Origin of the sequence: Metabacillus sediminilitoris (genome assembly GCF_009720625.1) — a bacterium.
Classification (GTDB): Bacteria; Bacillota; Bacilli; order Bacillales; family Bacillaceae; genus Metabacillus; species Metabacillus sediminilitoris.
This window is the reverse complement of the sequence record NZ_CP046266.1, coordinates 618,431-639,822: the sequence shown is the minus strand read 5'-3', so window position 1 is coordinate 639,822 and position 21,392 is coordinate 618,431. Positions and strand designations below refer to the sequence as shown.

13 protein-coding genes, 18 tRNA genes, 2 rRNA genes and 1 pseudogene are annotated in these 21,392 nt (G+C 39.3%); 4 read left to right on the top strand and 30 right to left on the bottom strand.

Translation table 11 applies throughout. The features are described from left to right. Positions 1-275: 275 nt before the first annotated feature. The 9 genes and pseudogenes from GMB29_RS03385 to GMB29_RS03345 all read right to left on the bottom strand — a co-directional run bounded on the left by GMB29_RS03385 (position 276) and on the right by GMB29_RS03345 (position 11,249). On the bottom strand, positions 276-1,061 hold the full coding sequence (locus GMB29_RS03385; protein ID WP_136353413.1) for an SDR family oxidoreductase: 786 nt from the start codon (positions 1,059-1,061) through the stop codon (positions 276-278). A 52-nt stretch (positions 1,062-1,113) separates the two neighbouring features. Further along, positions 1,114-1,755 (bottom strand): annotated as a pseudogene (locus GMB29_RS03380) (aldehyde dehydrogenase family protein); the annotation flags it as partial. A 218-nt stretch (positions 1,756-1,973) separates the two neighbouring features. Then, positions 1,974-2,288 carry an NIPSNAP family protein gene (locus tag GMB29_RS03375; RefSeq protein WP_136353411.1) on the bottom strand — a complete coding sequence of 105 codons (315 nt, stop codon included), beginning with the start codon at positions 2,286-2,288 and terminating at the stop codon, positions 1,974-1,976. Next, positions 2,278-3,483 carry an iron-containing alcohol dehydrogenase gene (locus tag GMB29_RS03370; RefSeq protein WP_136353409.1) on the bottom strand — a complete coding sequence of 402 codons (1,206 nt, stop codon included), beginning with the start codon at positions 3,481-3,483 and terminating at the stop codon, positions 2,278-2,280. The genes GMB29_RS03375 and GMB29_RS03370 overlap by 11 nt, the downstream gene beginning before the upstream one ends. A 150-nt stretch (positions 3,484-3,633) precedes the next feature. Next, positions 3,634-4,968 (bottom strand): MFS transporter, encoded by a 1,335-nt coding sequence (locus GMB29_RS03365; RefSeq protein WP_136353407.1) that lies wholly within the window; start codon positions 4,966-4,968, stop codon positions 3,634-3,636. A 197-nt stretch (positions 4,969-5,165) separates the two neighbouring features. Further along, positions 5,166-5,879: a FadR/GntR family transcriptional regulator gene (locus GMB29_RS03360; RefSeq protein WP_136353405.1), complete on the bottom strand. Its 714-nt coding sequence runs from the start codon at positions 5,877-5,879 to the stop codon at positions 5,166-5,168. Between the two features lie 1,578 nt (positions 5,880-7,457). Continuing rightward, entirely contained in the window at positions 7,458-8,159 is a 702-nt protein-coding gene (locus GMB29_RS03355; protein WP_136353403.1) for a FadR/GntR family transcriptional regulator, read from the bottom strand. A gap of 334 nt (positions 8,160-8,493) precedes the next feature. Further along, positions 8,494-9,852, bottom strand: coding sequence for a glucarate dehydratase (gene gudD, locus GMB29_RS03350; RefSeq protein ID WP_136353401.1), 1,359 nt, complete (start codon positions 9,850-9,852; stop codon positions 8,494-8,496). A 32-nt stretch (positions 9,853-9,884) separates the two neighbouring features. Then, complete coding sequence (locus GMB29_RS03345; RefSeq protein ID WP_136353399.1) at positions 9,885-11,249, bottom strand: MFS transporter; 1,365 nt, start codon at positions 11,247-11,249, stop codon at positions 9,885-9,887. A gap of 351 nt (positions 11,250-11,600) precedes the next feature. Here GMB29_RS03345 and kdgD point away from each other — a divergent pair, with 351 nt between their 5' ends. From kdgD to GMB29_RS03330, 4 genes are all read left to right on the top strand, one after another. After that, the gene (gene kdgD / locus GMB29_RS03340) at positions 11,601-12,533 is read left to right on the top strand and encodes a 5-dehydro-4-deoxyglucarate dehydratase (protein WP_136353397.1); all 933 of its coding nucleotides are present in this window, start codon (positions 11,601-11,603) and stop codon (positions 12,531-12,533) included. A 15-nt stretch (positions 12,534-12,548) separates the two neighbouring features. Further along, positions 12,549-14,012, top strand: a complete 1,464-nt coding sequence (gene gucD / locus GMB29_RS03335; protein WP_136353395.1) for an alpha-ketoglutaric semialdehyde dehydrogenase GucD — start codon at positions 12,549-12,551, stop codon at positions 14,010-14,012. A 160-nt stretch (positions 14,013-14,172) separates the two neighbouring features. Then, positions 14,173-14,319 (top strand): hypothetical protein, encoded by a 147-nt coding sequence (locus GMB29_RS26870; RefSeq protein WP_168733832.1) that lies wholly within the window; start codon positions 14,173-14,175, stop codon positions 14,317-14,319. 24 nt (positions 14,320-14,343) lie between these two features. Next, positions 14,344-14,592 (top strand): hypothetical protein, encoded by a 249-nt coding sequence (locus GMB29_RS03330; protein WP_155443829.1) that lies wholly within the window; start codon positions 14,344-14,346, stop codon positions 14,590-14,592. 121 nt (positions 14,593-14,713) lie between these two features. Here GMB29_RS03330 and GMB29_RS03325 read toward each other — a convergent pair whose 3' ends face one another. The 21 genes from GMB29_RS03325 to GMB29_RS03225 all read right to left on the bottom strand — a co-directional run bounded on the left by GMB29_RS03325 (position 14,714) and on the right by GMB29_RS03225 (position 21,089). Then, on the bottom strand, positions 14,714-15,556 hold the full coding sequence (locus GMB29_RS03325) for a tyrosine-type recombinase/integrase (protein ID WP_227551484.1): 843 nt from the start codon (positions 15,554-15,556) through the stop codon (positions 14,714-14,716). A 210-nt stretch (positions 15,557-15,766) separates the two neighbouring features. Next, a tRNA-Arg gene (locus tag GMB29_RS03320) sits at positions 15,767-15,840 on the bottom strand. 11 nt (positions 15,841-15,851) lie between these two features. Beyond that, a tRNA-Ser gene (locus GMB29_RS03315) sits at positions 15,852-15,942 on the bottom strand. Between the two features lie 3 nt (positions 15,943-15,945). After that, positions 15,946-16,020: transfer RNA gene (locus GMB29_RS03310), tRNA-Asn, on the bottom strand. 11 nt (positions 16,021-16,031) lie between these two features. Continuing rightward, a tRNA-Ile gene (locus tag GMB29_RS03305) sits at positions 16,032-16,108 on the bottom strand. A gap of 130 nt (positions 16,109-16,238) precedes the next feature. Next, positions 16,239-16,312 (bottom strand) — tRNA-Gly (locus tag GMB29_RS03300). Between the two features lie 12 nt (positions 16,313-16,324). Continuing rightward, positions 16,325-16,398 (bottom strand) — tRNA-Cys (locus GMB29_RS03295). Positions 16,399-16,407: 9 nt separating this feature from the next. Beyond that, positions 16,408-16,482 (bottom strand) — tRNA-Gln (locus tag GMB29_RS03290). Between the two features lie 279 nt (positions 16,483-16,761). Next, a tRNA-His gene (locus GMB29_RS03285) sits at positions 16,762-16,837 on the bottom strand. An 11-nt stretch (positions 16,838-16,848) separates the two neighbouring features. After that, a tRNA-Trp gene (locus tag GMB29_RS03280) sits at positions 16,849-16,922 on the bottom strand. A gap of 7 nt (positions 16,923-16,929) precedes the next feature. Continuing rightward, positions 16,930-17,013, bottom strand: a tRNA-Tyr gene (locus tag GMB29_RS03275). A gap of 40 nt (positions 17,014-17,053) precedes the next feature. After that, a tRNA-Phe gene (locus GMB29_RS03270) sits at positions 17,054-17,126 on the bottom strand. A gap of 53 nt (positions 17,127-17,179) precedes the next feature. Continuing rightward, positions 17,180-17,256: transfer RNA gene (locus GMB29_RS03265), tRNA-Asp, on the bottom strand. 76 nt (positions 17,257-17,332) lie between these two features. After that, a tRNA-Met gene (locus tag GMB29_RS03260) sits at positions 17,333-17,409 on the bottom strand. Between the two features lie 20 nt (positions 17,410-17,429). Next, a tRNA-Ser gene (locus GMB29_RS03255) sits at positions 17,430-17,522 on the bottom strand. An 8-nt stretch (positions 17,523-17,530) separates the two neighbouring features. Next, positions 17,531-17,603 (bottom strand) — tRNA-Ala (locus tag GMB29_RS03250). Between the two features lie 36 nt (positions 17,604-17,639). Then, a tRNA-Thr gene (locus tag GMB29_RS03245) sits at positions 17,640-17,715 on the bottom strand. Positions 17,716-17,757: 42 nt separating this feature from the next. After that, a tRNA-Val gene (locus GMB29_RS03240) sits at positions 17,758-17,833 on the bottom strand. A gap of 15 nt (positions 17,834-17,848) precedes the next feature. Further along, positions 17,849-17,923 (bottom strand) — tRNA-Glu (locus GMB29_RS03235). Between the two features lie 43 nt (positions 17,924-17,966). Continuing rightward, a 5S ribosomal RNA gene (rrf, locus tag GMB29_RS03230) occupies positions 17,967-18,082 on the bottom strand. Positions 18,083-18,159: 77 nt separating this feature from the next. Then, positions 18,160-21,089 (bottom strand): 23S ribosomal RNA (locus tag GMB29_RS03225). Positions 21,090-21,392: the final 303 nt, after the last annotated feature.

Below are 21,392 nucleotides of genomic sequence, written 5' to 3'. Positions count from 1 at the left end.
AACATCCTTTCCACAAAAATTTTTTTAGGTTTATAATCCCTTTTTAAAATAAATATCAAAAAATTACGAATATTTAGATTTCTTTACATGCATTACTTTTAAACTAAATACCTTAAATTGATAGATTACTTACCATCAGTTTAAGTTTTTTACACCAGAACCGAATTCTTTGAATGCAAGTCCTCTTACTTGATTTATCCTTGATAAAGTATTAATAAGATGTTTAAATAAACTCTGCCTTTTCAACCTCGATAAAAGCTAGACTAAACACTCAACTAAATGGATGTAACCATCCCACCATCGACAAGTACAGAACTGCCCGTAATATATGAACTTGCGTCTGATACAAGAAAAGTTATGACTTGTGCAAATTCTTCAGGTGTTCCATACCGTTCCAGAGGAATGGTCTTAATCGACTGTTCTGCTGCTGCTTCTCGGGAAATCCCCTGTTTATCAGCATTCATCTGATCAATATGGTCCGTTCTTTCTGTTGCAATTCTGCCCGGTGCAACCGTATTAACTAAAATATTATAAGGTGCCAGTTCTACAGAAAGTGTTTTAGTCAGACCAACGATTCCTAAACGGAATGTGTTAGAGAGAATGAGCCCTGGAATTGGCTGCTTAATGGAGGTGGAAGCAATGTTAATAATTCTTCCACCTCCCTTCTTCATGTCCGGGAGCACTTCCCGAATAATCCGAATATAGCTAAAGAGGTTCAATTCGAATGATTTCTGCCAATCTTCATCAGAAATCTGTTCAAACTTCCCTCCAGGAGGACCACCTGCATTATTAATCAAAATATCAATTGAGCCAAAGGTTTCACGAGTAAACTGTACCAATGAACGGATATCCTCAATATTCGTAATATCGGCACGATGATAGGCAACCCGTCCTTTTCCTATCTGCTGTAGTTCTTTCTGTACCTTTTGTAGTTTTCTTTCCTCACGGCTCGAAATGACCACATTTACACCCTCTTGCACCAACTGTTCAGCGACTGCTCTTCCAAGCCCCTGACTTGAGGCAATTACAAGCGCAGTTTTCCCCTTCAGGTTCAAATTCATATACTCTCTCTCCCTTTATATTTTTATATATTCTAAGTTTAATAATATAAATTTAAATACTAGTAAGATATATACAAGAATTTACTTTGTTTTTTAGAAAGGTTGTCTTTTTTATCTCAATAAATGATTTGTTAAACACGTTCTTCATTTTCAAATTTATGATATACCTGTGTAAACCTTTTAAAAACACTGTCTTAATCGACGAAAAGAATTCAATTGCAGCCTGTCCCTCGAGAATGAGAACTTGATTGCTTCATTCCACCAAAAAGTGCTTGGAGTTCAACCCCTGCCGACTCAGCGTTGATTCGAACTAAACTGCAATCAATAACGAATGAATGTGAGAATATTCCCAATATTTCTGGTGAAAATCGAGGCACTTAACCCATATTTCACATTATTCGCTAACTCCCAAGCTTCCTTGATTGTTTCAACTTTAACTAATACTAGTACCGGACCAAAAATCTCATCTTAAGCGATTGTCATCAATATAAGACAGTACGGTTCGTAACTGACTTTCGCTCGCGCATGGCCCCATCTATGTATCTGCTTCTAATCCATTTCCAATTTTCAACTGTGAAATTCGGGCAAATAATTTCTCTTTAAAAGTATCGTATACATCCGATTGAACAAATACTCGTCTAGTAGCCGTGCATTTCTGTCAAGTAGAACGCAGGCCGCCGTTTATTGTCATCTCCACGCACCATTAATGTAATTTAAATATGTTTTTTCCTTTACCATTGTCTCCATCATCATCACACCCAGCTGTATTTTTTGTATGAGGAGGGAAGGAGGGTTATTTTAACTCTAAAATAACCCTCCAACTATAGCAAAGCGCCTTTACACATTCGACAATAACTCTGCCTTGCTACATAGGTAACAGAATGCCACATTTTCCATGCATCACTTCTTCGTTTACTTAATCGGGGAAAAATTAGCTGCATACATCAATTTAGATTCTTGTTTTTCTAACATTGGAAAAGCTACTGGAACAAACTTTTCCAACCAGTCAACGTCTTGATAAAGTGCTTTTCTATTTTCTGCTCTTTGGTCCAAGCTATCATATTTCCAAATATGAACAATTTGATTCAATTCACCGATATCTGTATACCACCAACCAACTAACGTTGTGTACTTTGAAATAATCGGCAATCCAACTTTCTCAAAATGATTTTGGTATTCATGAACTTTTCCTACTTTAATTGTGTATGTTCTCATCTCATAAAACATAATATTCTCTTCCCTTCTCTATAAAGTTAATCTTTTGAAAGTTCCCATGGTAAGCGCCTTCAATAATTTGCTTAATATCATTTGCTGTTGTAATTCGTGGATTCGATAGCGTATTCGGACTTCTCATTGAATCTAAAATCATTCGTGGTAACAATTCTAAATCTACCCCAAGTTCTTTAATAGTTTTTGGAATACCAATTGCCTCATTAATCTTAATTACTTCTGTAATTGCCTGTTCAGCAGCTTTTTCTAATGTTAAGCTCGCTACGTCTGCTCCAAGGGCAATTGCAATGTCCTTCATTTCACTTTGACAAGCAAGCAAATTAAATTCCATTACATATGGAAGTAATGTAGCATTTGCAATCCCATGTGGAATATTGAAAATTCCGCCAAATGTATGCGAAATGGCATGCACATTACCCAAACGGGATTGTGAAAAGGCCATTCCCGCCATCATCGACGCCATAAGCATTTTCTCCCTGCTGGCGATATCTGTGCCTACGTAATAAGCACGTAACAAACTTTCCCCAATGAGCTTAATTGCCTGAATCGCTAATGATTTACTTACAAAATTCGAACTTTTTGATGTATACGATTCGATTGCATGTGTAAGAGCGTCCATTCCTGTTGCAGCCGTAATTGATGAAGGTAGTTTTAACGTAAGCAAAGGATCTAATATAGCTACTTTAGGAAATAAAAACGTACTCATAATAACTGTTTTAAATAATGTATCTTTGTTCGTGAAAACGGCTGAAGCCGTTACTTCTGCTCCAGTTCCTGATGTCGTTGGTATTGCGAGAATCGGAAGTGGTTGGTTTTTAATCTTATTGATTCCTTCATAATCAAGAATACTTCCCGGATTCGTAGCCATTGCTGCAATTCCCTTTGCAGTATCAATGCTACTTCCTCCGCCTACCCCTAGCACAGTATCACATTGATGCATTTCTAGATATTTGATTCCTTGTGTCAAAATTTGTGTGCTCGGATTTGCTTCTACTTTATCAAAGATCTCATAACTAATTTTGTAATGTTGGAGCGAATCCTCAACTTCCCTTAAAATTCCTGCCTGCCTCACCCCATAGTCGCTAACTACGAGGACTTTTTGTTTCACATAAGGTTTTAAAATTTCCCCTACCCGTGAGCAAATTCCCGATCCGAATTCAACTCTCGTAGGAATTGAAAATGAAAAACTCATATTTTCCTCCTGCCTCTCTTAAATTAAATATTTCACATCGGAATTATGTGGTTAGGTGGTCCTACCAGAAAAAGCTTATTGTTATCCTACCATCAATCTTTTTTGATTTCAATATAATTATGCTGTAACTTAGTATAGATAATAAAATGGCTAAGCTCCAATTTTTTTGTTGAAATTAATAAATAAAGAGGCTATAGCTAAAATTAATCCAAAGGCAACGAATAACAAAAGAGCAATAAAATACGATCCTGTTAGTGAAAGAGTAAAACCAATATAAATCGGTGTAACAATTCCGGCGATATTACCAGCTGTATTCATACATCCTGCAATAGTACCAACATGATTATGCTGAGAGATAGTTGCTGGTATTGTCCAGTATAGGCCAGCCCAGCGCAAGAAAAAGAGCGCTGTAGAAAGTAATACGATAGCTCCTGTTAATGAAGTCGTAACCCCTAATCCTAATAATAAAATACATATTGCTGTCATAAAACCGCCGATAAATAACAACGTGTGCATTACTGTATTATCGTTTCCACCTTTAGAACGCCAAAAATCAGCAATCCATCCACCAATTAATTCACCAACTACACCAAAACCGAAAATGATTAAAATTGAACTACCAATGATTTTAATGTCCAAATTTTGTGTCTTTTCTAAATAGCTAGGTCCCCATGTCATCAGACCATAAAATACTGTATTTAAGGAGTAATATCCGATACACATAGACCAAAAATTACGATTTTTAAAATAATCGGTTATTTTGATTGCTAAATTTGAATTTTGGTTATTTAAGTTATATTCTACTTCTAAAGCTTTCTTGATATATTCTCTTTCTGTTTTATTCATTCGTGGATTCGTATCTGGTGTCCCTTTTATTACCTTCCAGACTAACCAGCTAACTACGATTGTAAGTATCCCCGCACCAATTAATGCTCCTCTCCATCCACCAAACCATGCAATAAAAGCGATAATAATCGGTCCACCTATGGCTGTGCCGAGTGATGAACCACTATCAAGTAATGTCGCCCCTCGCCCTCTTTCTTTAGAGGTTAACCAAATAGACTGTAATTTTGAACCGCTTGGATAAAGTGGAGCTTCTGCTATTCCAAGTAGTATCCTCAAAAAAATCAATGATTTACTCCCGTTTACAAAACCTGTTAAAGTTTGTACAACTCCCCATAATAGTGTAGCCCCACAAACTAATTTGTCTGGTCGATATCGGTCCGCAATCCAACCAGAAGGAATTTGCATTAAAGCGTAACCCCAAAAGAACGAGCTTAAAATAATCCCTATTATAGCAGGATCAAGTTCTAGGTCTTTTTGAATAAGAGGCATCGCAATAGACAATACTGCGCGATCTACATAATTAATGGCACACAGAACAAGAAGCATAATAAACACATGCCACCGAACATTAGTTGCTTTCACGTAATCCGTTGTAGTCTCTTTCAAAGGCCCTGATGAACTAATCTTTTTTGCAAACATAACCTCCACCCCTTCTCCCAACCTCTTTGATACCGCTTACAAAAATAAAATTATTACCTCCTTTTATATCATATAGGATTCAAAAAAGAAAAAACTTCAACAGTTCCCGGTTAGGTGGTCCTACCAGAAGCTGCTGAAGTTATTTTATCATCCCTTTTCTAGCAATTCAATAGTTTATTTCAAAAGTAATGAACTAACTACCTTTTTCTATTTAATACACTTCTATATTTCTTAACATTCTCTAGATGTGTAATCATCTCTTTGTGTGCACGCACTGGATCCATATCCTTGATGGCTGCATATATTCTTTTGTGTTCGTCCATTGCAATCTCATCTTGACCCGGTATCATTAATGCATCAGTACGAGATTCATATAATCCGTTTATAATGTAATCAGAAATCAAACGTAGTGTATGAACCATCATTGAATTGTGACTTGCTTCTGCCACCGCCATATGGAATTCAAAATCTTCTTCAGCAGCAACTCTTCCTTTCTCAAAACAACTTTCTAATTTATCCAACGCGGCTTTTATTTTATCCAATTCTTTCTTGCTTCTTCTTTCAGCCGCATAGTAAGCAGCCTGACTTTCAATGCTTTGTCTAAGTTCAAGCAATTCAATAAGTGATGAATCTTCATTTTCTAGTAATGCGTTTAAAAGCTGAAACACTTCTTCTTGCTCATTCGTAACCAGGAATACTCCTATTCCGGGTTTTACCTCTACCACACCTTTAGACTCTAAAACACTTATGGCCTCACGCACAACCCCACGTGATAGAGAAAATTGTTTTGCTAAATCTCTTTCTGGAGGGAGTTTATCCCCCGGTGAAAATTCTCCTTTTTGTACGGCGTTTTTTATTTGTTCAATAACAATTTTAGAAGCTCTATCTTTCTTTATAGGATTAAAACTCATAATTCACCTCGATATAATACGCAATAATAGAATAAAATATTATAAATATTTAATACCATAAAGGCAATGAAAATAATTAATATTGTCAGAAAGACTTTTATTTACTACATACTAAATCTTTATGATAACAATAATAATAAGAAAAAAGAATTAAATTAAGTATGCTATTTTCATGATGCTTCTTAGATAAGTATGTGCAAAATTATAACATATATTTCTCTAATGCCATAGTTCATTAAAAAACGGAAAAGAAGCAATTAAGCAGTTCTTACAAATTATCCTAAACCTTTTCTGATTGTTTAGTCAAAGGTCCCTGTACAAATAAAATCATTCTATCTATTAAAAATAAGTGAGAATGCTAATAAACTTTGCACCAACACATAAAATTGGTATTCAAAAATAATTTGAAATATTATATTTCATAGTCATTAATAAAGTGAACAAATAATAAAAAACACCCTTTTTTATTTTCTGAAATTTACCTATCTGAATAAATAAATAAATAAGTAAAACACTTACTGACAAAATTTAACTTTGTTTATAATTAACTATTTTTTAAACTTTAATAACAAGTAAAGAACCTTTTCAAAAATTTTGAGGAGTTTGTCGATGACCATGAACGTATCTATTTAGCACTTAAGGAATGTAATCTAACAGAACAAGAGATGGGCTTCACATATCCAAAAAAGTTTAGAAATTCTAATGCATCATTAAATAAAATATTTGAGAACTAACTTAGTTTATTTTAGAGTATTTATGAAAATAAAATTTAGGTTCCAGCAAAAATAGGGATGTGGTGAAAAACCGCTAATATTCTTTTTGTTAGAATATCTTTATAAATCTTTAGTAATTATATGAAAAAATTAATACGCTCGGATAAAATGAAAAAGCTTGTAAATCTTAATTAATAACATTTACAAGCTTTTTTCATTTCTAATAAGAATATGGTGCTACTATATTGTTACATCCCAGCCTCTACATTCAAAAAAATAAATTGTTATGTTTCTGACGAATCAATGTTACAAGAAGTCTAACTTAGCTTTAAAGGAAAAAGTTATTGTTTTAGCTGGGAACTTCCTCGTTCTTTTTATCTTTCTTTTCCAATGCAAGGCTCCAGATCGTAAGAAGAACTCCGGCCAAAACCATAATTGAAGCCATCCATGGTGTGTGTTGCAACCCTATAATATCCGTTACTGCTCCTCCGACGTATGCGCCTAACGCAATTCCACGTTAAATGATGCGATATTAAGAGATGAAGCAACATCCTTCTTCTCTACAACATGGGTTTTCCTTATTCAAGTAGTATATCTTTTGGTCTTATTTTTAAAGGAAATAGTATGATGACTTATGAAGGGTAGGATTAAGCAGTTGTTAAGTAACAACTGCTTAAGAAGGTAAACAAACATAACACAATAGCTGAAAGAAAATGGCTAGGATAGTCTCCGAGCCATTTTCTTTCATACGTTATTCAAATTCAAACCAGAAAAAGTATAAAGCACAGTTAAACTAGTCGGATTTTCTGTTCATTAGGGATTTAACCAATTCTGGCTAATTATCGTTGAATAATGGAATTTCTAATTATTCACCTTTCAAGTTTTTCAATACTTTCTTTCTTACAAAATCAAGATGACTGTACATACTAGCATATGCCTCAACTGGATCACGTTTTTCAAGCGCGTTATAAATATCAATATGATAGTTTAAAGTTTGAGCTAGATTTCGATCTTCTAAAGGTATCTGTTCTAATACTTTTTGATGAAAATTTTGTAATGGGTCAATAATTGCTTCAAAAAGAGGAATATTGGCCGCAAGAGCAATAATTTTGTGAAATTCTTTATCGATCTCTGAGGAATCCTCTGATGGGAGTGATTTCATTTCTTCGATAAGGTCTCTTAACTTTGCTAGTTCTTCATCTGTTATTTTTTCAGCTGCTAATGTAATTAAACCTAGTTCTAATGCGACCCTTGTTTCAATTATTGAAGAAAGATCCGTTGCTGAGAGCGCTAACATCATTGAAAATGGTTTACTTCCAATCTTATCAGAAAAAAATGTGCCATTTCGGGTTTTTCGATTAACAATTCCTAATACTTCTAAAGAGGTCATTGCTTCTCTTATGACAGGTCTACTCACATTACAGATTTCCATTAATTCTAATTCCGACGGAAGTCTATCTCCTGGTTTTAGTTGGCCTGTTGTTAGTAAAGAGATAATTTCATCAATTACCTGGTTTGAGAGTGTTTTGCGACTAAGTGATTTAATATCTACACTTTTATTTTCCATCTTGATCCTCCTTTCTCGAATTAATATTGTATGACAAATTTAATAAAAGCGTAATTCAATAAATGAAAGTTGTCAAGATTGGGATACTTCTCCGTATAGCGTTCTGCAATTTCTAGAGAAAATTCATCTACAACTTTTTGTAACTAATCATAATAGAAGATACATATTTTCAAGAATTTAACCCATTTCTTTTTTATTGAACCGCTTTTTACTATAATTGAACCAACTTTCCATTTGATTGAACCATTACCATCATTCAATCGATCGTCTTCCTTTTGAGGAAAAAAATAAAAAATGCGCTACTCTTAGAGCAACGCACGTATAAACAAGAGAATTATCTTACTAAACAAGGATTTTTAGGGTCAAACTTCCATCCTGGAACTAGGTATTGCATCGCTAAAGCATCATCACGAGCACCAAGTCCTTTTTGAAGATAAAGCTGATGTGCTTTTTCAATCTGATCCATATCCACCTCTATTCCAAGTCCAGGTTTTGAAGGAACATCTACCATTCCACCAACAATTTTAAAAGGTTCTTTTGTCAAACTTTGACCATCTTGCCAGATCCAGTGTGTATCTATCGCTGTAATTTTCCCAGGAGCCGCCGCAGCAACATGTGTAAACATCGCTAATGATATATCAAAGTGATTATTAGAGTGTGAGCCCCAAGTCAATCCCCATTCATGGCACATTTGAGCAACACGTACAGAGCCCTGCATTGTCCAGAAATGTGGATCTGCCAGAGGGATATCCACTGATTGAAGCTGGATCGAATGCCCCATTTGTCGCCAATCTGTTGCAATCATATTTGTTGCGGTAGGGAGACCGGTTGCTCTTCTGAATTCCGCCATCACCTCACGAGCAGAATAGCCATTTTCTGCCCCACATGGGTCTTCAGCATAAGCTAATACATGATGCTGATCGCGGCAAAGCCTAATTGCATCCTTTAACAGCCAGCCGCCATTTGGATCAAGTGTAATTCGAGCTTCTGGAAAACGTTCTGCCAACGCAGTTACAGCTTCTATTTCTTCTTCCCCGCGCAGGACGCCGCCTTTTAATTTAAAATCATTAAACCCATAACGAGAATGTGTGGCTTCTGCTAAGCGAACAATGGCTTCCGGTGTTAATGCTTCTTCATGACGAAGGCGGAACCAATCTTCCTCTGCTTCTGGGTCACTTAAATAAGCAAGATCAGTTTTATTGCGATCGCCTACATAAAAGAGATAGCCGAGCATCTCAACTTTATCTCGCTGCTGACCTTCACCGAGTAAAGCTGCAACAGGGACACCTAAATATTGTCCTACTAAATCTAGAAGTGCAGCTTCTAATGCCGTGACAGCATGTATGGTAATACGAAGATCAAATGTTTGCAGGCCGCGTCCACCGCTATCCCGCTCTGCAAATTGTCTACGAACAGTATTTAAAATATTGTTATAAGTTCCAATTGACTGTCCAATAACCAATGGTTTTGCATCTTCTAGCGTTTGGCGAATTTTTTCACCACCTGGTACTTCACCGACACCTGTATTTCCTTTGTTATCTTTTAAAATCACAATATTTCGTGTGAAATATGGAGCGTGCGCACCACTCAAATTTAGAAGCATGCTATCATGTCCTGCAACAGGGATGACAGTCATTTCTTTAATAATAGGTGCACCTGTTTCGATATTTTCTTTTACTAATTGCGTATTCATATTCTTCTCTCCCATCAAAATAGATTAGTAGATTAAGATTTTAAATCGACCCGTTTAATTTCACCAACAAGGAATAAATAGCTGAAGATTGCTACAAGTGCATTCGCACCGACGAAGACAAGCGCTCCGTTGAAGGACCCAGTTGTGCCAATAATATATCCGATAATGATTGGTGTCGTAATCCCTGCGATATTACCAAATGTATTAAATAGACCTCCACTCACACCAGACATTTCTTTTGGTGATGTATCTGACACGACTGCCCAACCCAGTGCTCCAAATCCTTTGCCGAAAAACGCTAAAGCCATCACAAAAATAACGACCCATTGAGCCTCAACATAATTGGCGGCAACCAAGCTCATTGACAAGACCATGCCAATAACAATCGGTGTTTTACGAGCAATTGTTAATGAAAACCCTTTTCGTAATAAGAAGTCTGAGAACATTCCACCAAGAATACCACCCAAAAACCCACAAATGGCTGGAAGAGAAGCAATAAATCCTACTTCTAAAATCGTCATCCCTCTTTCTTGGACAAGATAGACAGGGAACCATGTAAGAAAGAAATATGTTAGAGTTGTAATACAATATTGGCCAAGGTAAATCCCTAACAGCATTCGGTTGGATAATAGTTTCCTAATATTATTCCAATTTGCCCCTTTCTCTTCCTTCTTTTTTGTTTCGGCTGTTTGATCCATATTAATTAAAGCTCCACCTGCTTCGATATAATCGAGCTCAGCCTTATTAATACGTGGATGATCTTTTGGACTATAAATTGATTTGAACCAGATGAAGGCAACGATGATTCCAAGCGCACCCATAAAGAAGAATACATATTCCCACCCAAATTGATATGTAATATACCCCATGATAGGTGCAAAGAGAACGGTTGCAAAATACTGTGCTGAATTAAATGTGGCTGCTGCTGTTCCACGTTCATGGCTTGGGAACCAAGAAGCTACAATCCTGCTGTTTGCTGGAAATGATGGTGCCTCAGCTAGACCAACCAGGAAACGGAGTCCGAATAAAACCATTACTGCTGTACCTGCAGTTCCGAAAAAACCGATAAATCCTTGTAAAAGTGTAAAACTTGACCAAAGGAAAATACTCCAAAAATAAACCTTTTTTGAACCAAATTTGTCAAGCAGCCATCCTCCAGGAATTTGTCCCGCCACATATGACCAAGCAAACGCTGAGAAAACATAGCCCATCATGACTGAATCTAAACCAAGCTGACTAGACATATCTGTTCCAGCAATTGATAACGTTGCCCGATCAGCATAATTAAGAGCAGTGACTAGAAATAACATAAAAACAATAAACCAACGTGCACGTGTTTTCTTTTGAGTTGTAGGAATCAATGGTGAAGTACTAATAACTTTTTCAGGTGCGCTCATAAATTCACTTCCTTCATATTGATTTTTGACATCGCTTACATAAAACCAATCTAAAGCTCCCCATCCTATTGTCGAGCATTCACATAAGTTCTCACACCTTTTTTAGAAGATTAAAAATATAATATTTTTGTCTAATAGTAAGACAAATAAAATTGGTTGTCAACGGCTTTTATGCTGTAAAAAAATTATGAATCGTACCTGTGCGGTTACATATTAATCTGAAAGAAATCGGCAAATTTGGCAATAAAAATTTGATTTATTTGAAAATAAAAAAAATACAATTGACCTATTCGTTCATTTGTCTTACAATAAAACAAACAAATCAAGATCAAACAAACTGGGGGTATGGAGATGGAAAAAATTCGTAAAGCACCAAAAGGGATTTTAGGTTTTCCAGTAGCACCATTTACAGAAAACAATAAACTTGATGAACAGAAACTTGCTCAAAATATTAAATTTCTACTAGACGAAGGACTTGAGGCCATATTTGTTGCCTGTGCAGCTGGAGAATATCCCTCTCTAACCAAAGAGGAATATGAAACAATGGTTGATGTAGCTGTAAGTGTTACAAACAAAAAAGTTCCTGTTTACACTGGTGTCGGTGGAAATATTCAAACTTCTTTGGAGCTTGCAAAGATTTCTGAAGATAAAGGAGCCGATGGCTATTTGATCTTACCTCCCTATCTTGTAACAGGTGAACAAGCAGGTATGGCAAGTTACTTCAAAACGATAGCTGAAAGTACAGACTTAAATGCAATTGTCTATCAACGTGATAATGTGGCATTTTCAATCTCCACACTGGAAGCGCTTGCGGATGTTCCCCAGGTCGTCGGTGTGAAAGATGGATTAGGAAATATAGAGTTAAATACACTCTTGACCCAAACGTTTAAAAATCGCTTTGGCTGGCTAAATGGTATGCCTTTGGCTGAAGTAACAATGCCTGCCTATGTACCACTTGGCTTTGATTCTTACTCGTCTGCAATTTCGAACTATATACCTCATATTTCAAGGATATTCTATCAAGCAGTCTTGAAAAATGATCAAGTTACAGTTGGTGATATTTATCAACACGTCATTTTGCCAATTAACAATATTCGCCGTAAACGAAACGGGTATGCAGTATCTCTCATTAAAGCTGGTATGGAAATTATGGGTATGCCTGTTGGCCAAACAGTAAGAATGCCAATCCTTCCAGTAGAAAAGGAACACTATGCAGAAATGGAAAGAATTTTAGAAAATGCATTAAATCGTTATCCAAAAGAATTGGTAACTCAATCTTTATAGAGAGGTGGACTTAACATGACAATAAAAGTGGAAACGAAAAGATATCTTAATTTTATCAATGGAGAATGGACTCCTTCCGTAACAAGCGAAGTAGAAAGAAGTATGAACCCAGCAGATAAAAATGATGTGATCGGCTTAGTCCAAAAATCAACAAAAGAGGACTTGAACAATGCGGTGAAAGCTGCAAAACTGGCAAAGGATGCGTGGCGAAAGCTTTCTGCTTCGCAGCGTGGCGAGTATTTATACAAAGCAGCTAGTATTCTAGAAAAAAGAATCAACGATATTGCTGAATGTGCAACACGTGAAATGGGCAAAACACTTGCCGAATCAAAAGGTGAAACAGCAAGAGGTATTGCTATTTTAAAGTATTACGCTGGTGAAGGTATGCGTAAAGTCGGAGATGTCATTCCATCAACTGACCCTTCTGCTCTAATGTTTACGACACGCGTACCACTTGGAGTTGTAGGAGTTATTACACCATGGAACTTCCCAATTGCGATTCCTATTTGGAAGATGGCACCTGCCCTTGTCTATGGAAATACGATTGTTATAAAACCAGCAACAGAAACAGCTGTTACTTGTGCAAAAATTATCGAGTGCTTTGAAGAAGCCGGATTCCCTCCTGGCGTTGTTAATATGCTGACAGGACCAGGAAGCGTTGTCGGTCAAGGTATTGCCGATCATGAAGATGTTAACGGAATTACCTTTACAGGCTCGAATGGAGTCGGGAAACAAATTGGTCAGTCAGCATTAGCACGCGGCGCAAAATACCAACTTGAAATGGGCGGAAAAAATCCAGTAATCGTTGCAGCTGATGCTGACCTGCAACTTGCTGTAAATGCTGTTATCGACGGTGCTTTCCGTTCAACTGGACAAAAATGTACAGCAACAAGTCGTGTTATTGTGTTATCAGATGTTTACCAGGAATTTAAGAAGGCTCTTGTAGAGAAAACAAAAGAAATAACAATTGGCAATGGTTTAGATCGGGATACATGGATGGGTCCTTGTGCAAGTGAAGGTCAATTAAATACAGTTCTTTCTTATATAAATAAAGGCTTAGAAGAAGGCGCAACCCTACTAATTGGCGGAAAACGTGCAGAGAAAGGTACACTAGGAAATGGTTATTATGTAGAACCGACGATTTTTGAAAACTGTTCACAAGACATGGCCATTGTACAAGAAGAAATATTCGGTCCAGTTATTGCTCTTTTAAAAGCGGAGTCTGTAGAAGAAGCCCTTCAAATCGCAAATAATGTTGAATATGGCCTTAGTGCTTCAATTTTCACAACAAATATTCAACACTTCCTGTCCTTTATTCAAGATATGGAAGCTGGATTAATTCGAATTAATGCTGAAAGTGCTGGTGTAGAATTACAGGCCCCATTTGGAGGAATGAAAAATTCAAGCTCTCATTCACGCGAACAAGGTGAGGCTGCTAAAGAGTTTTTTACATCAATAAAAACGGTGTTTGTAAAATAAAGATGATCAAACAATGGAACTTGCCAAAATTAGATCTTCTATAGTTATAGTTTGTGTGCGGCTCTTTATTTTTTGTACCCTTGTCCTGGTTAATAGACATGTAGTTTAGCTGATTAATCGTCTAGGAAGAAGAAATAATATTTATTATGGAGGGTAGCAAATGTGGGTCATCACGCAATATTCAAGAGGTAATATTTCAATGTATGAATTTAAAACAGAACAAGAAGCAAGAGATAGATTCAATATGATCCAGGGCAACAAAATTCTTTCTGAGGTTATTTACTATAATGATCCAAGTTTTCAATAATTATTGAAAGGAAAAACGAGATCAATGATCTTAAGGGGTATATTAAAACTTAGTAATAAGATAGATGCTCATCGCCAGGATATTCCTACATTAGTGCAAAATAAAGGTATTTCTCACCCAGACGTTATCACCACAACACAAAAATTATCAGAAGAAATTGAAATAATGCAACATATCATTGATTCTATTCAATCTATAAAAAATAATCATACTAGGAAAAGTGATAACGAATCGTTAAAGCAAGACTTAAGAAATATCAATAAGTACCGCTAAAAGATTTTACAGAGATCGTTAACAATCTCATATTTTAAAAAATAGAGATTCATGAGTGTATAAAACATGAACCTCTATTTTTTACTATTTTCCCCTAATAGGACATTAAAGTGAGTATCTATTAAGAAAAAGCTTGATCTATTGCATTTATAAAATTAGGCTCAAAATCACCTGCATATCGTTTTGTGACATTAACATCTCTATGTCCAGCCAATTTTGCTACTGTGTGTATATCAATCCCCTTATTGATCAGCTTCTGACAAAACGTATGTCGTAATTTATGTGGATTAACATCATATTTTTGTAACATATATTGTACTGCTCTAGTGGATATTCTTTTATTAACACTTGAAATAAATAAGGCCTTACAAATTGTTTCTAAAGAATCTATATAATCTTTAAGATGTTTACTTAATTCTTTTGATAGTGGAATCTCTCTATCAATGTCACCTTGTTTGTTTCTAACGATTAAGGTGCTATTTTTTTCTTCCATTTTTATATCATCTACATTTAGAGCACACAACTCAGAAATTCGAATACCTGTGTACAATAAAGTATAAACAATTGCTGTGTTTCGAAGATTCCCATCTGACTCAACATCCTTTAATAATTGCTTTTCCTCACTTTCTGCAAGTGATTCAGGTATTTCATTGTCCTGAATTTTTTCTTTACGTTGGACATCAATAATTATTTCTGATTTCTCCAAAAAGCGTGAAAAAACACTTATTGCGGCAAGGTATTTTTCAATTGTACCTGCACTTTTTTGCTGTTTTTCTAATTCATACATAAATAATTGAACATCATTCTTTGAAATCTGATCAAGAACTTGATTTCTAGTTTTTAACCATGATTGAAATTTTTCAAGTACCCCTACATAAGTTTTTATTGTACCATCAGCTTTCCCTTGTGCAATTTGCCACTTTGAAAATTCAACTATGATATTCTCTGAGCCAGTGTCTTTCAAATCAATCACCGCCTAATTTTTAGAAAAGTATGAATCTAATTTTCATTATACAATAATAATTCATGTCACTCAACTTCTGTGAAATATTGGAGGCAGAAAGCTGGTAAAATGACTTTTGAGAGACAATGAAAATAAACAAATTAAAAAAGCGATTGCTTTATAGCAATCGCTTTTAATATAGTAGGACAAAATTAAGATTTCTAGAGACTACGCGCCTTAGAGGATTCGAACCTCTGACCGACAGCTTAGAAGGCTGTTGCTCTATCCTGCTGAGCTAAAGGCGCATGAAATAATATGGCGGAGAAGGAGGGATTTGAACCCTCGCGCCGCTTACACGACCTACACCCTTAGCAGGGGCGCCTCTTCAGCCACTTGAGTACTTCCCCATATGGCTCCGCAGGTAGGACTCGAACCTACGACCGATCGGTTAACAGCCGATAGCTCTACCACTGAGCTACTGCGGAATAAAATAAAATGGTGGGCCTAAATGGACTCGAACCATCGACCTCACGCTTATCAGGCGTGCGCTCTAACCAGCTGAGCTATAGGCCCATTTTGTCTAGCTTCGGCTCCTAGCTTTTCGGCCGCTTCGATCTGTTCCCACAAATCCAAAACCAGGATTTGCATGACCAGCTCTCCATCGTCTCTCAAAGCTGAACAGTCGCCTACGCATTTCACATTTTGGAGCGGGTGAAGGGAATCGAACCCTCATCATCAGCTTGGAAGGCTGAGGTTTTACCACTAAACTACACCCGCATATCGAAATATTGGAGGCACCACCCGGATTTGAACCGGGGATAAAGGTTTTGCAGACCTCTGCCTTACCACTTGGCTATGATGCCTTATAAATATGGCTGGGCTAGCTGGATTCGAACCAACGAATGACGGAGTCAAAGTCCGTTGCCTTACCGCTTGGCTATAGCCCATTGATTAGCTTCATGCAAAACTTCCAGAATATGCTGCACGAAATATCGTCGACTACTAAGTATACTTTAAAGCAAGATAAAAACTACTCACTCAGTATCGCCTTTATTTAAAAAAACTATTCTAGCATGCAAAACCCGCAAGATAGTTATTCTTCTAGGAAATAGTCACTACCAAGTCAATTTTAAAACTTAATAAAATCTGTACAATTTCATCAAATTTTTCTTTCTAACAACTCTTATGTGTAGCGCTAATTGAAACCTATTCCCTCTAATAAAAAATGGGGCGACTGATGGGAATCGAACCCACGAATGTCGGAACCACAATCCGATGCGTTAACCACTTCGCCACAATCGCCATTATAAAATTGGCAGGGGCAGTAGGAATCGAACCCACATCAAAGGTTTTGGAGACCTCTATTCTACCGTTAAACTATGCCCCTATTAAAATGGTGGAGGGGGGCAGATTCGAACTGCCGAACCCTAAGGAGCGGATTTACAGTCCGCCGCGTTTAGCCACTTCGCTACCCCTCCATATGATTTAGAAGAATACAAATCAGATTATGTTTAAAGGTGGCTCGGGACGGAATCGAACCGCCGACACATGGATTTTCAGTCCATTGCTCTACCGACTGAGCTACCGAGCCACACACAATCTATTTCCATGTCATTAGTAGTTGTTACTCCTACTGGAATAAAATGGCGGTCCGGACGGGACTCGAACCCGCGACCTCCTGCGTGACAGGCAGGCATTCTAACCAACTGAACTACCGGACCATTTTGGTTCCACTTAACAGCACTACTATGTTTCCTCGCTAAGAAGAATAACCAACGTAGCATCGTCAACTAAAATTGGTTGCGGGGACAGGATTTGAACCTGCGACCTTCGGGTTATGAGCCCGACGAGCTACCGGACTGCTCCACCCCGCGACAATAAAGAGAATTAATTATGGAGGAGGAAGGGGGATTCGAACCCCCGCGGGCTTTGACACCCCTGTCGGTTTTCAAGACCGATCCCTTCAGCCGGACTTGGGTATTCCTCCATCATAAGTGGAGCCTAGCGGGATCGAACCGCTGACCTCCTGCGTGCAAAGCAGGCGCTCTCCCAGCTGAGCTAAGGCCCCATAAATTAGAATATCCAAATTCTCCATTAAGAAAAATGGTGCCGGCGAGAGGACTTGAACCCCCAACCTACTGATTACAAGTCAGTTGCTCTACCAATTGAGCTACACCGGCATAATTAAAATATTGTTGAATTAATTTATTTGTACTTAATAATGGTGGAGGATGACGGGATCGAACCGCCGACCCTCTGCTTGTAAGGCAGATGCTCTCCCAGCTGAGCTAATCCTCCAATGAAAGGTGTAAATGGTGACCCGTACGGGATTCGAACCCGTGTTACCGCCGTGAAAGGGCGGTGTCTTAACCGCTTGACCAACGGGCCAATTATAAATTGACAAAATAATAGCCCCAACTAAGGGGCTTTTGCCTGGCAACGTCCTACTCTCACAAGGGGAAACCCCTAACTACCATCGGCGCTGAAGAGCTTAACTTCCGTGTTCGGCATGGGAACGGGTGTGACCTCTTCGCCATCGTCACCAGACATTTAGTTTGAAGGTTGTTCCTTCAAAACTAGATAACGATTCACAATTCAATTCACTTTGTTTAACGCATATATATTAGGTTAAGTCCTCGATCGATTAGTATCAGTCAGCTCCACACGTCACCGCGCTTCCACCTCTGACCTATCAACCTGATCATCTTTCAGGGATCTTACTAGCTTGCGCTATGGGAAATCTCATCTTGAGGGGGGCTTCATGCTTAGATGCTTTCAGCACTTATCCCTTCCGCACATAGCTACCCAGCTATGCCTTTGGCAAGACAACTGGTACACCAGCGGTGCGTCCATCCCGGTCCTCTCGTACTAAGGACAGCTCCTCTCAAATTTCCTACGCCCACGACGGATAGGGACCGAACTGTCTCACGACGTTCTGAACCCAGCTCGCGTACCGCTTTAATGGGCGAACAGCCCAACCCTTGGGACCGACTACAGCCCCAGGATGCGATGAGCCGACATCGAGGTGCCAAACCTCCCCGTCGATGTGGACTCTTGGGGGAGATAAGCCTGTTATCCCCGGGGTAGCTTTTATCCGTTGAGCGATGGCCCTTCCATGCGGAACCACCGGATCACTAAGCCCGACTTTCGTCCCTGCTCGACTTGTAGGTCTCGCAGTCAAGCTCCCTTGTGCCTTTACACTCTACGAATGATTTCCAACCATTCTGAGGGAACCTTTGGGCGCCTCCGTTACATTTTAGGAGGCGACCGCCCCAGTCAAACTGCCCACCTGACACTGTCTCCCAGCCCGATAAGGGCTGCGGGTTAGAATTTCAATACAGCCAGGGTAGTATCCCACCGACGCCTCCACCGAAGCTAGCGCTCCGGCTTCTCAGGCTCCTACCTATCCTGTACAAGCTGTACCAAAATTCAATATCAGGCTACAGTAAAGCTCCACGGGGTCTTTCCGTCCTGTCGCGGGTAACCTGCATCTTCACAGGTACTATAATTTCACCGAGTCTCTCGTTGAGACAGTGCCCAGATCGTTACGCCTTTCGTGCGGGTCGGAACTTACCCGACAAGGAATTTCGCTACCTTAGGACCGTTATAGTTACGGCCGCCGTTTACTGGGGCTTCGGTTCAAAGCTTCGCTTGCGCTAACCTCTCCCCTTAACCTTCCAGCACCGGGCAGGCGTCAGCCCCTATACTTCGCCTTGCGGCTTCGCAGAGACCTGTGTTTTTGCTAAACAGTCGCCTGGGCCTATTCACTGCGGCTTTTCGCAGGGCAAGCCCTGAAAAAGCACCCCTTCTCCCGAAGTTACGGGGTCATTTTGCCGAGTTCCTTAACGAGAGTTCTCTCGCTCACCTTAGGATTCTCTCCTCGCCTACCTGTGTCGGTTTGCGGTACGGGCACCTCTCACCTCGCTAGAGGCTTTTCTTGGCAGTGTGGAATCAGGAACTTCGGTACTATATTTCCCTCGCCATCACAGCTCAGCCTTTGCGACAACGGGATTTGCCTCGTTGTCAGCCTAACTGCTTGGACGCGCTAATCCAACAGCGCGCTTACCCTATCCTTCTGCGTCCCCCCATTGCTCAAATGGTGAGGAGGTGGTACAGGAATTTCAACCTGTTGTCCATCGCCTACGCCTTTCGGCCTCGGCTTAGGTCCCGACTAACCCTGAGCGGACGAGCCTTCCTCAGGAAACCTTAGGCATTCGGTGGAGGGGATTCTCACCCCTCTTTCGCTACTCATACCGGCATTCTCACTTCTAAGCGCTCCACTAGTCCTTCCGGTCTAGCTTCACAGCCCTTAGAACGCTCTCCTACCATTGTTCGTAAGAACAATCCACAGCTTCGGTGATACGTTTAGCCCCGGTACATTTTCGGCGCAGAGTCACTCGACCAGTGAGCTATTACGCACTCTTTAAATGGTGGCTGCTTCTAAGCCAACATCCTGGTTGTCTAAGCAACTCCACATCCTTTTCCACTTAACGTATACTTTGGGACCTTAGCTGGTGGTCTGGGCTGTTTCCCTCTTGACTACGGATCTTATCACTCGCAGTCTGACTCCTGAACATAAGTCTTTGGCATTCGGAGTTTGACTGAATTCGGTAACCCGATGGGGGCCCCTAGTCCAATCAGTGCTCTACCTCCAAGACTCTCAATTTCAAGGCTAGCCCTAAAGCTATTTCGGAGAGAACCAGCTATCTCCAAGTTCGATTGGAATTTCTCCGCTACCCACACCTCATCCCCGCACTTTTCAACGTGCGTGGGTTCGGGCCTCCATTCAGTGTTACCTGAACTTCACCCTGGACATGGGTAGATCACCTGGTTTCGGGTCTACGACCACGTACTCTTTCGCCCTATTCAGACTCGCTTTCGCTGCGGCTCCGTCTCATCAACTTAACCTTGCACGGGATCGTAACTCGCCGGTTCATTCTACAAAAGGCACGCCATTACCCATTAACGGGCTTTGACTACTTGTAGGCACACGGTTTCAGGATCTCTTTCACTCCCCTTCCGGGGTGCTTTTCACCTTTCCCTCACGGTACTGGTTCACTATCGGTCACTAGGGAGTATTTAGCCTTGGGAGATGGTCCTCCCTGCTTCCGACGGGATTTCACGTGTCCCGCCGTACTCAGGATCCACTCTGGAGGGAACGAAGTTTCAACTACAGGGTTGTTACCTTCTTTGACGGGCCTTTCCAGACCTCTTCATTTACTCCGTTCCTTTGTAACTCCGTATAGAGTGTCCTACAACCCCAAGAGGCAAGCCTCTTGGTTTGGGCTAATTCCGTTTCGCTCGCCGCTACTTGGGAAATCGCGTTTGCTTTCTCTTCCTCCGGGTACTTAGATGTTTCAGTTCCCCGGGTCTGCCTTTATCACCCTATGTATTCAGGTGAAAATACTACTCCATTACGAGCAGTGGGTTCCCCCATTCGGAAATCTCCGGATCAAAGCTTACTTACAGCTCCCCGAAGCATATCGGTGTTAGTACCGTCCTTCATCGGCTCCTAGTGCCAAGGCATCCACCGTGCGCCCTTAACAACTTAACCTTTGACATTATAAATGTCATTTTAATCATTATTAAGAGAATCACTAAACTAAGCTTTAAACTCAGTGAATTACTTGAATTGTTATCGTTATCTAGTTTTCAAGGAACAAAGCACAGGATGTGCAAACGCATGCGTTGCCACAGGACGTGGCGCCTTTAGCAGGCGATCCTTTAAAAAGGAACTTATCGTATGCATAATGTTTTTAATCCTATGTGTATCATCATTGAGAGATAGTTCTCTCAAAACTAAACAAAGTCAGAAACGTCTTTTTAATGAAGTAATAAAACTTCATATTATCCTTAG

Bases quoted from the DNA above. Each gene is read 5' to 3' on its own strand.
- GMB29_RS03385 (WP_136353413.1), bottom strand. From the start codon at position 1,061: ATGAATTTGAACCTGAAGGGGAAAACTGCGCTTGTAATTGCCTCAAGT.
- GMB29_RS03375 (WP_136353411.1), bottom strand. From the start codon at position 2,288: ATGTTTTATGAGATGAGAACATACACAATTAAAGTAGGAAAAGTTCAT.
- GMB29_RS03370 (WP_136353409.1), bottom strand. From the start codon at position 3,483: ATGAGTTTTTCATTTTCAATTCCTACGAGAGTTGAATTCGGATCGGGA.
- GMB29_RS03365 (WP_136353407.1), bottom strand. From the start codon at position 4,968: ATGTTTGCAAAAAAGATTAGTTCATCAGGGCCTTTGAAAGAGACTACA.
- GMB29_RS03360 (WP_136353405.1), bottom strand. From the start codon at position 5,879: ATGAGTTTTAATCCTATAAAGAAAGATAGAGCTTCTAAAATTGTTATT.
- GMB29_RS03355 (WP_136353403.1), bottom strand. From the start codon at position 8,159: ATGGAAAATAAAAGTGTAGATATTAAATCACTTAGTCGCAAAACACTC.
- gudD (WP_136353401.1), bottom strand. From the start codon at position 9,852: ATGAATACGCAATTAGTAAAAGAAAATATCGAAACAGGTGCACCTATT.
- GMB29_RS03345 (WP_136353399.1), bottom strand. From the start codon at position 11,249: ATGAGCGCACCTGAAAAAGTTATTAGTACTTCACCATTGATTCCTACA.
- kdgD (WP_136353397.1), top strand. From the start codon at position 11,601: ATGGAAAAAATTCGTAAAGCACCAAAAGGGATTTTAGGTTTTCCAGTA.
- gucD (WP_136353395.1), top strand. From the start codon at position 12,549: ATGACAATAAAAGTGGAAACGAAAAGATATCTTAATTTTATCAATGGA.
- GMB29_RS26870 (WP_168733832.1), top strand. From the start codon at position 14,173: ATGTGGGTCATCACGCAATATTCAAGAGGTAATATTTCAATGTATGAA.
- GMB29_RS03330 (WP_155443829.1), top strand. From the start codon at position 14,344: ATGATCTTAAGGGGTATATTAAAACTTAGTAATAAGATAGATGCTCAT.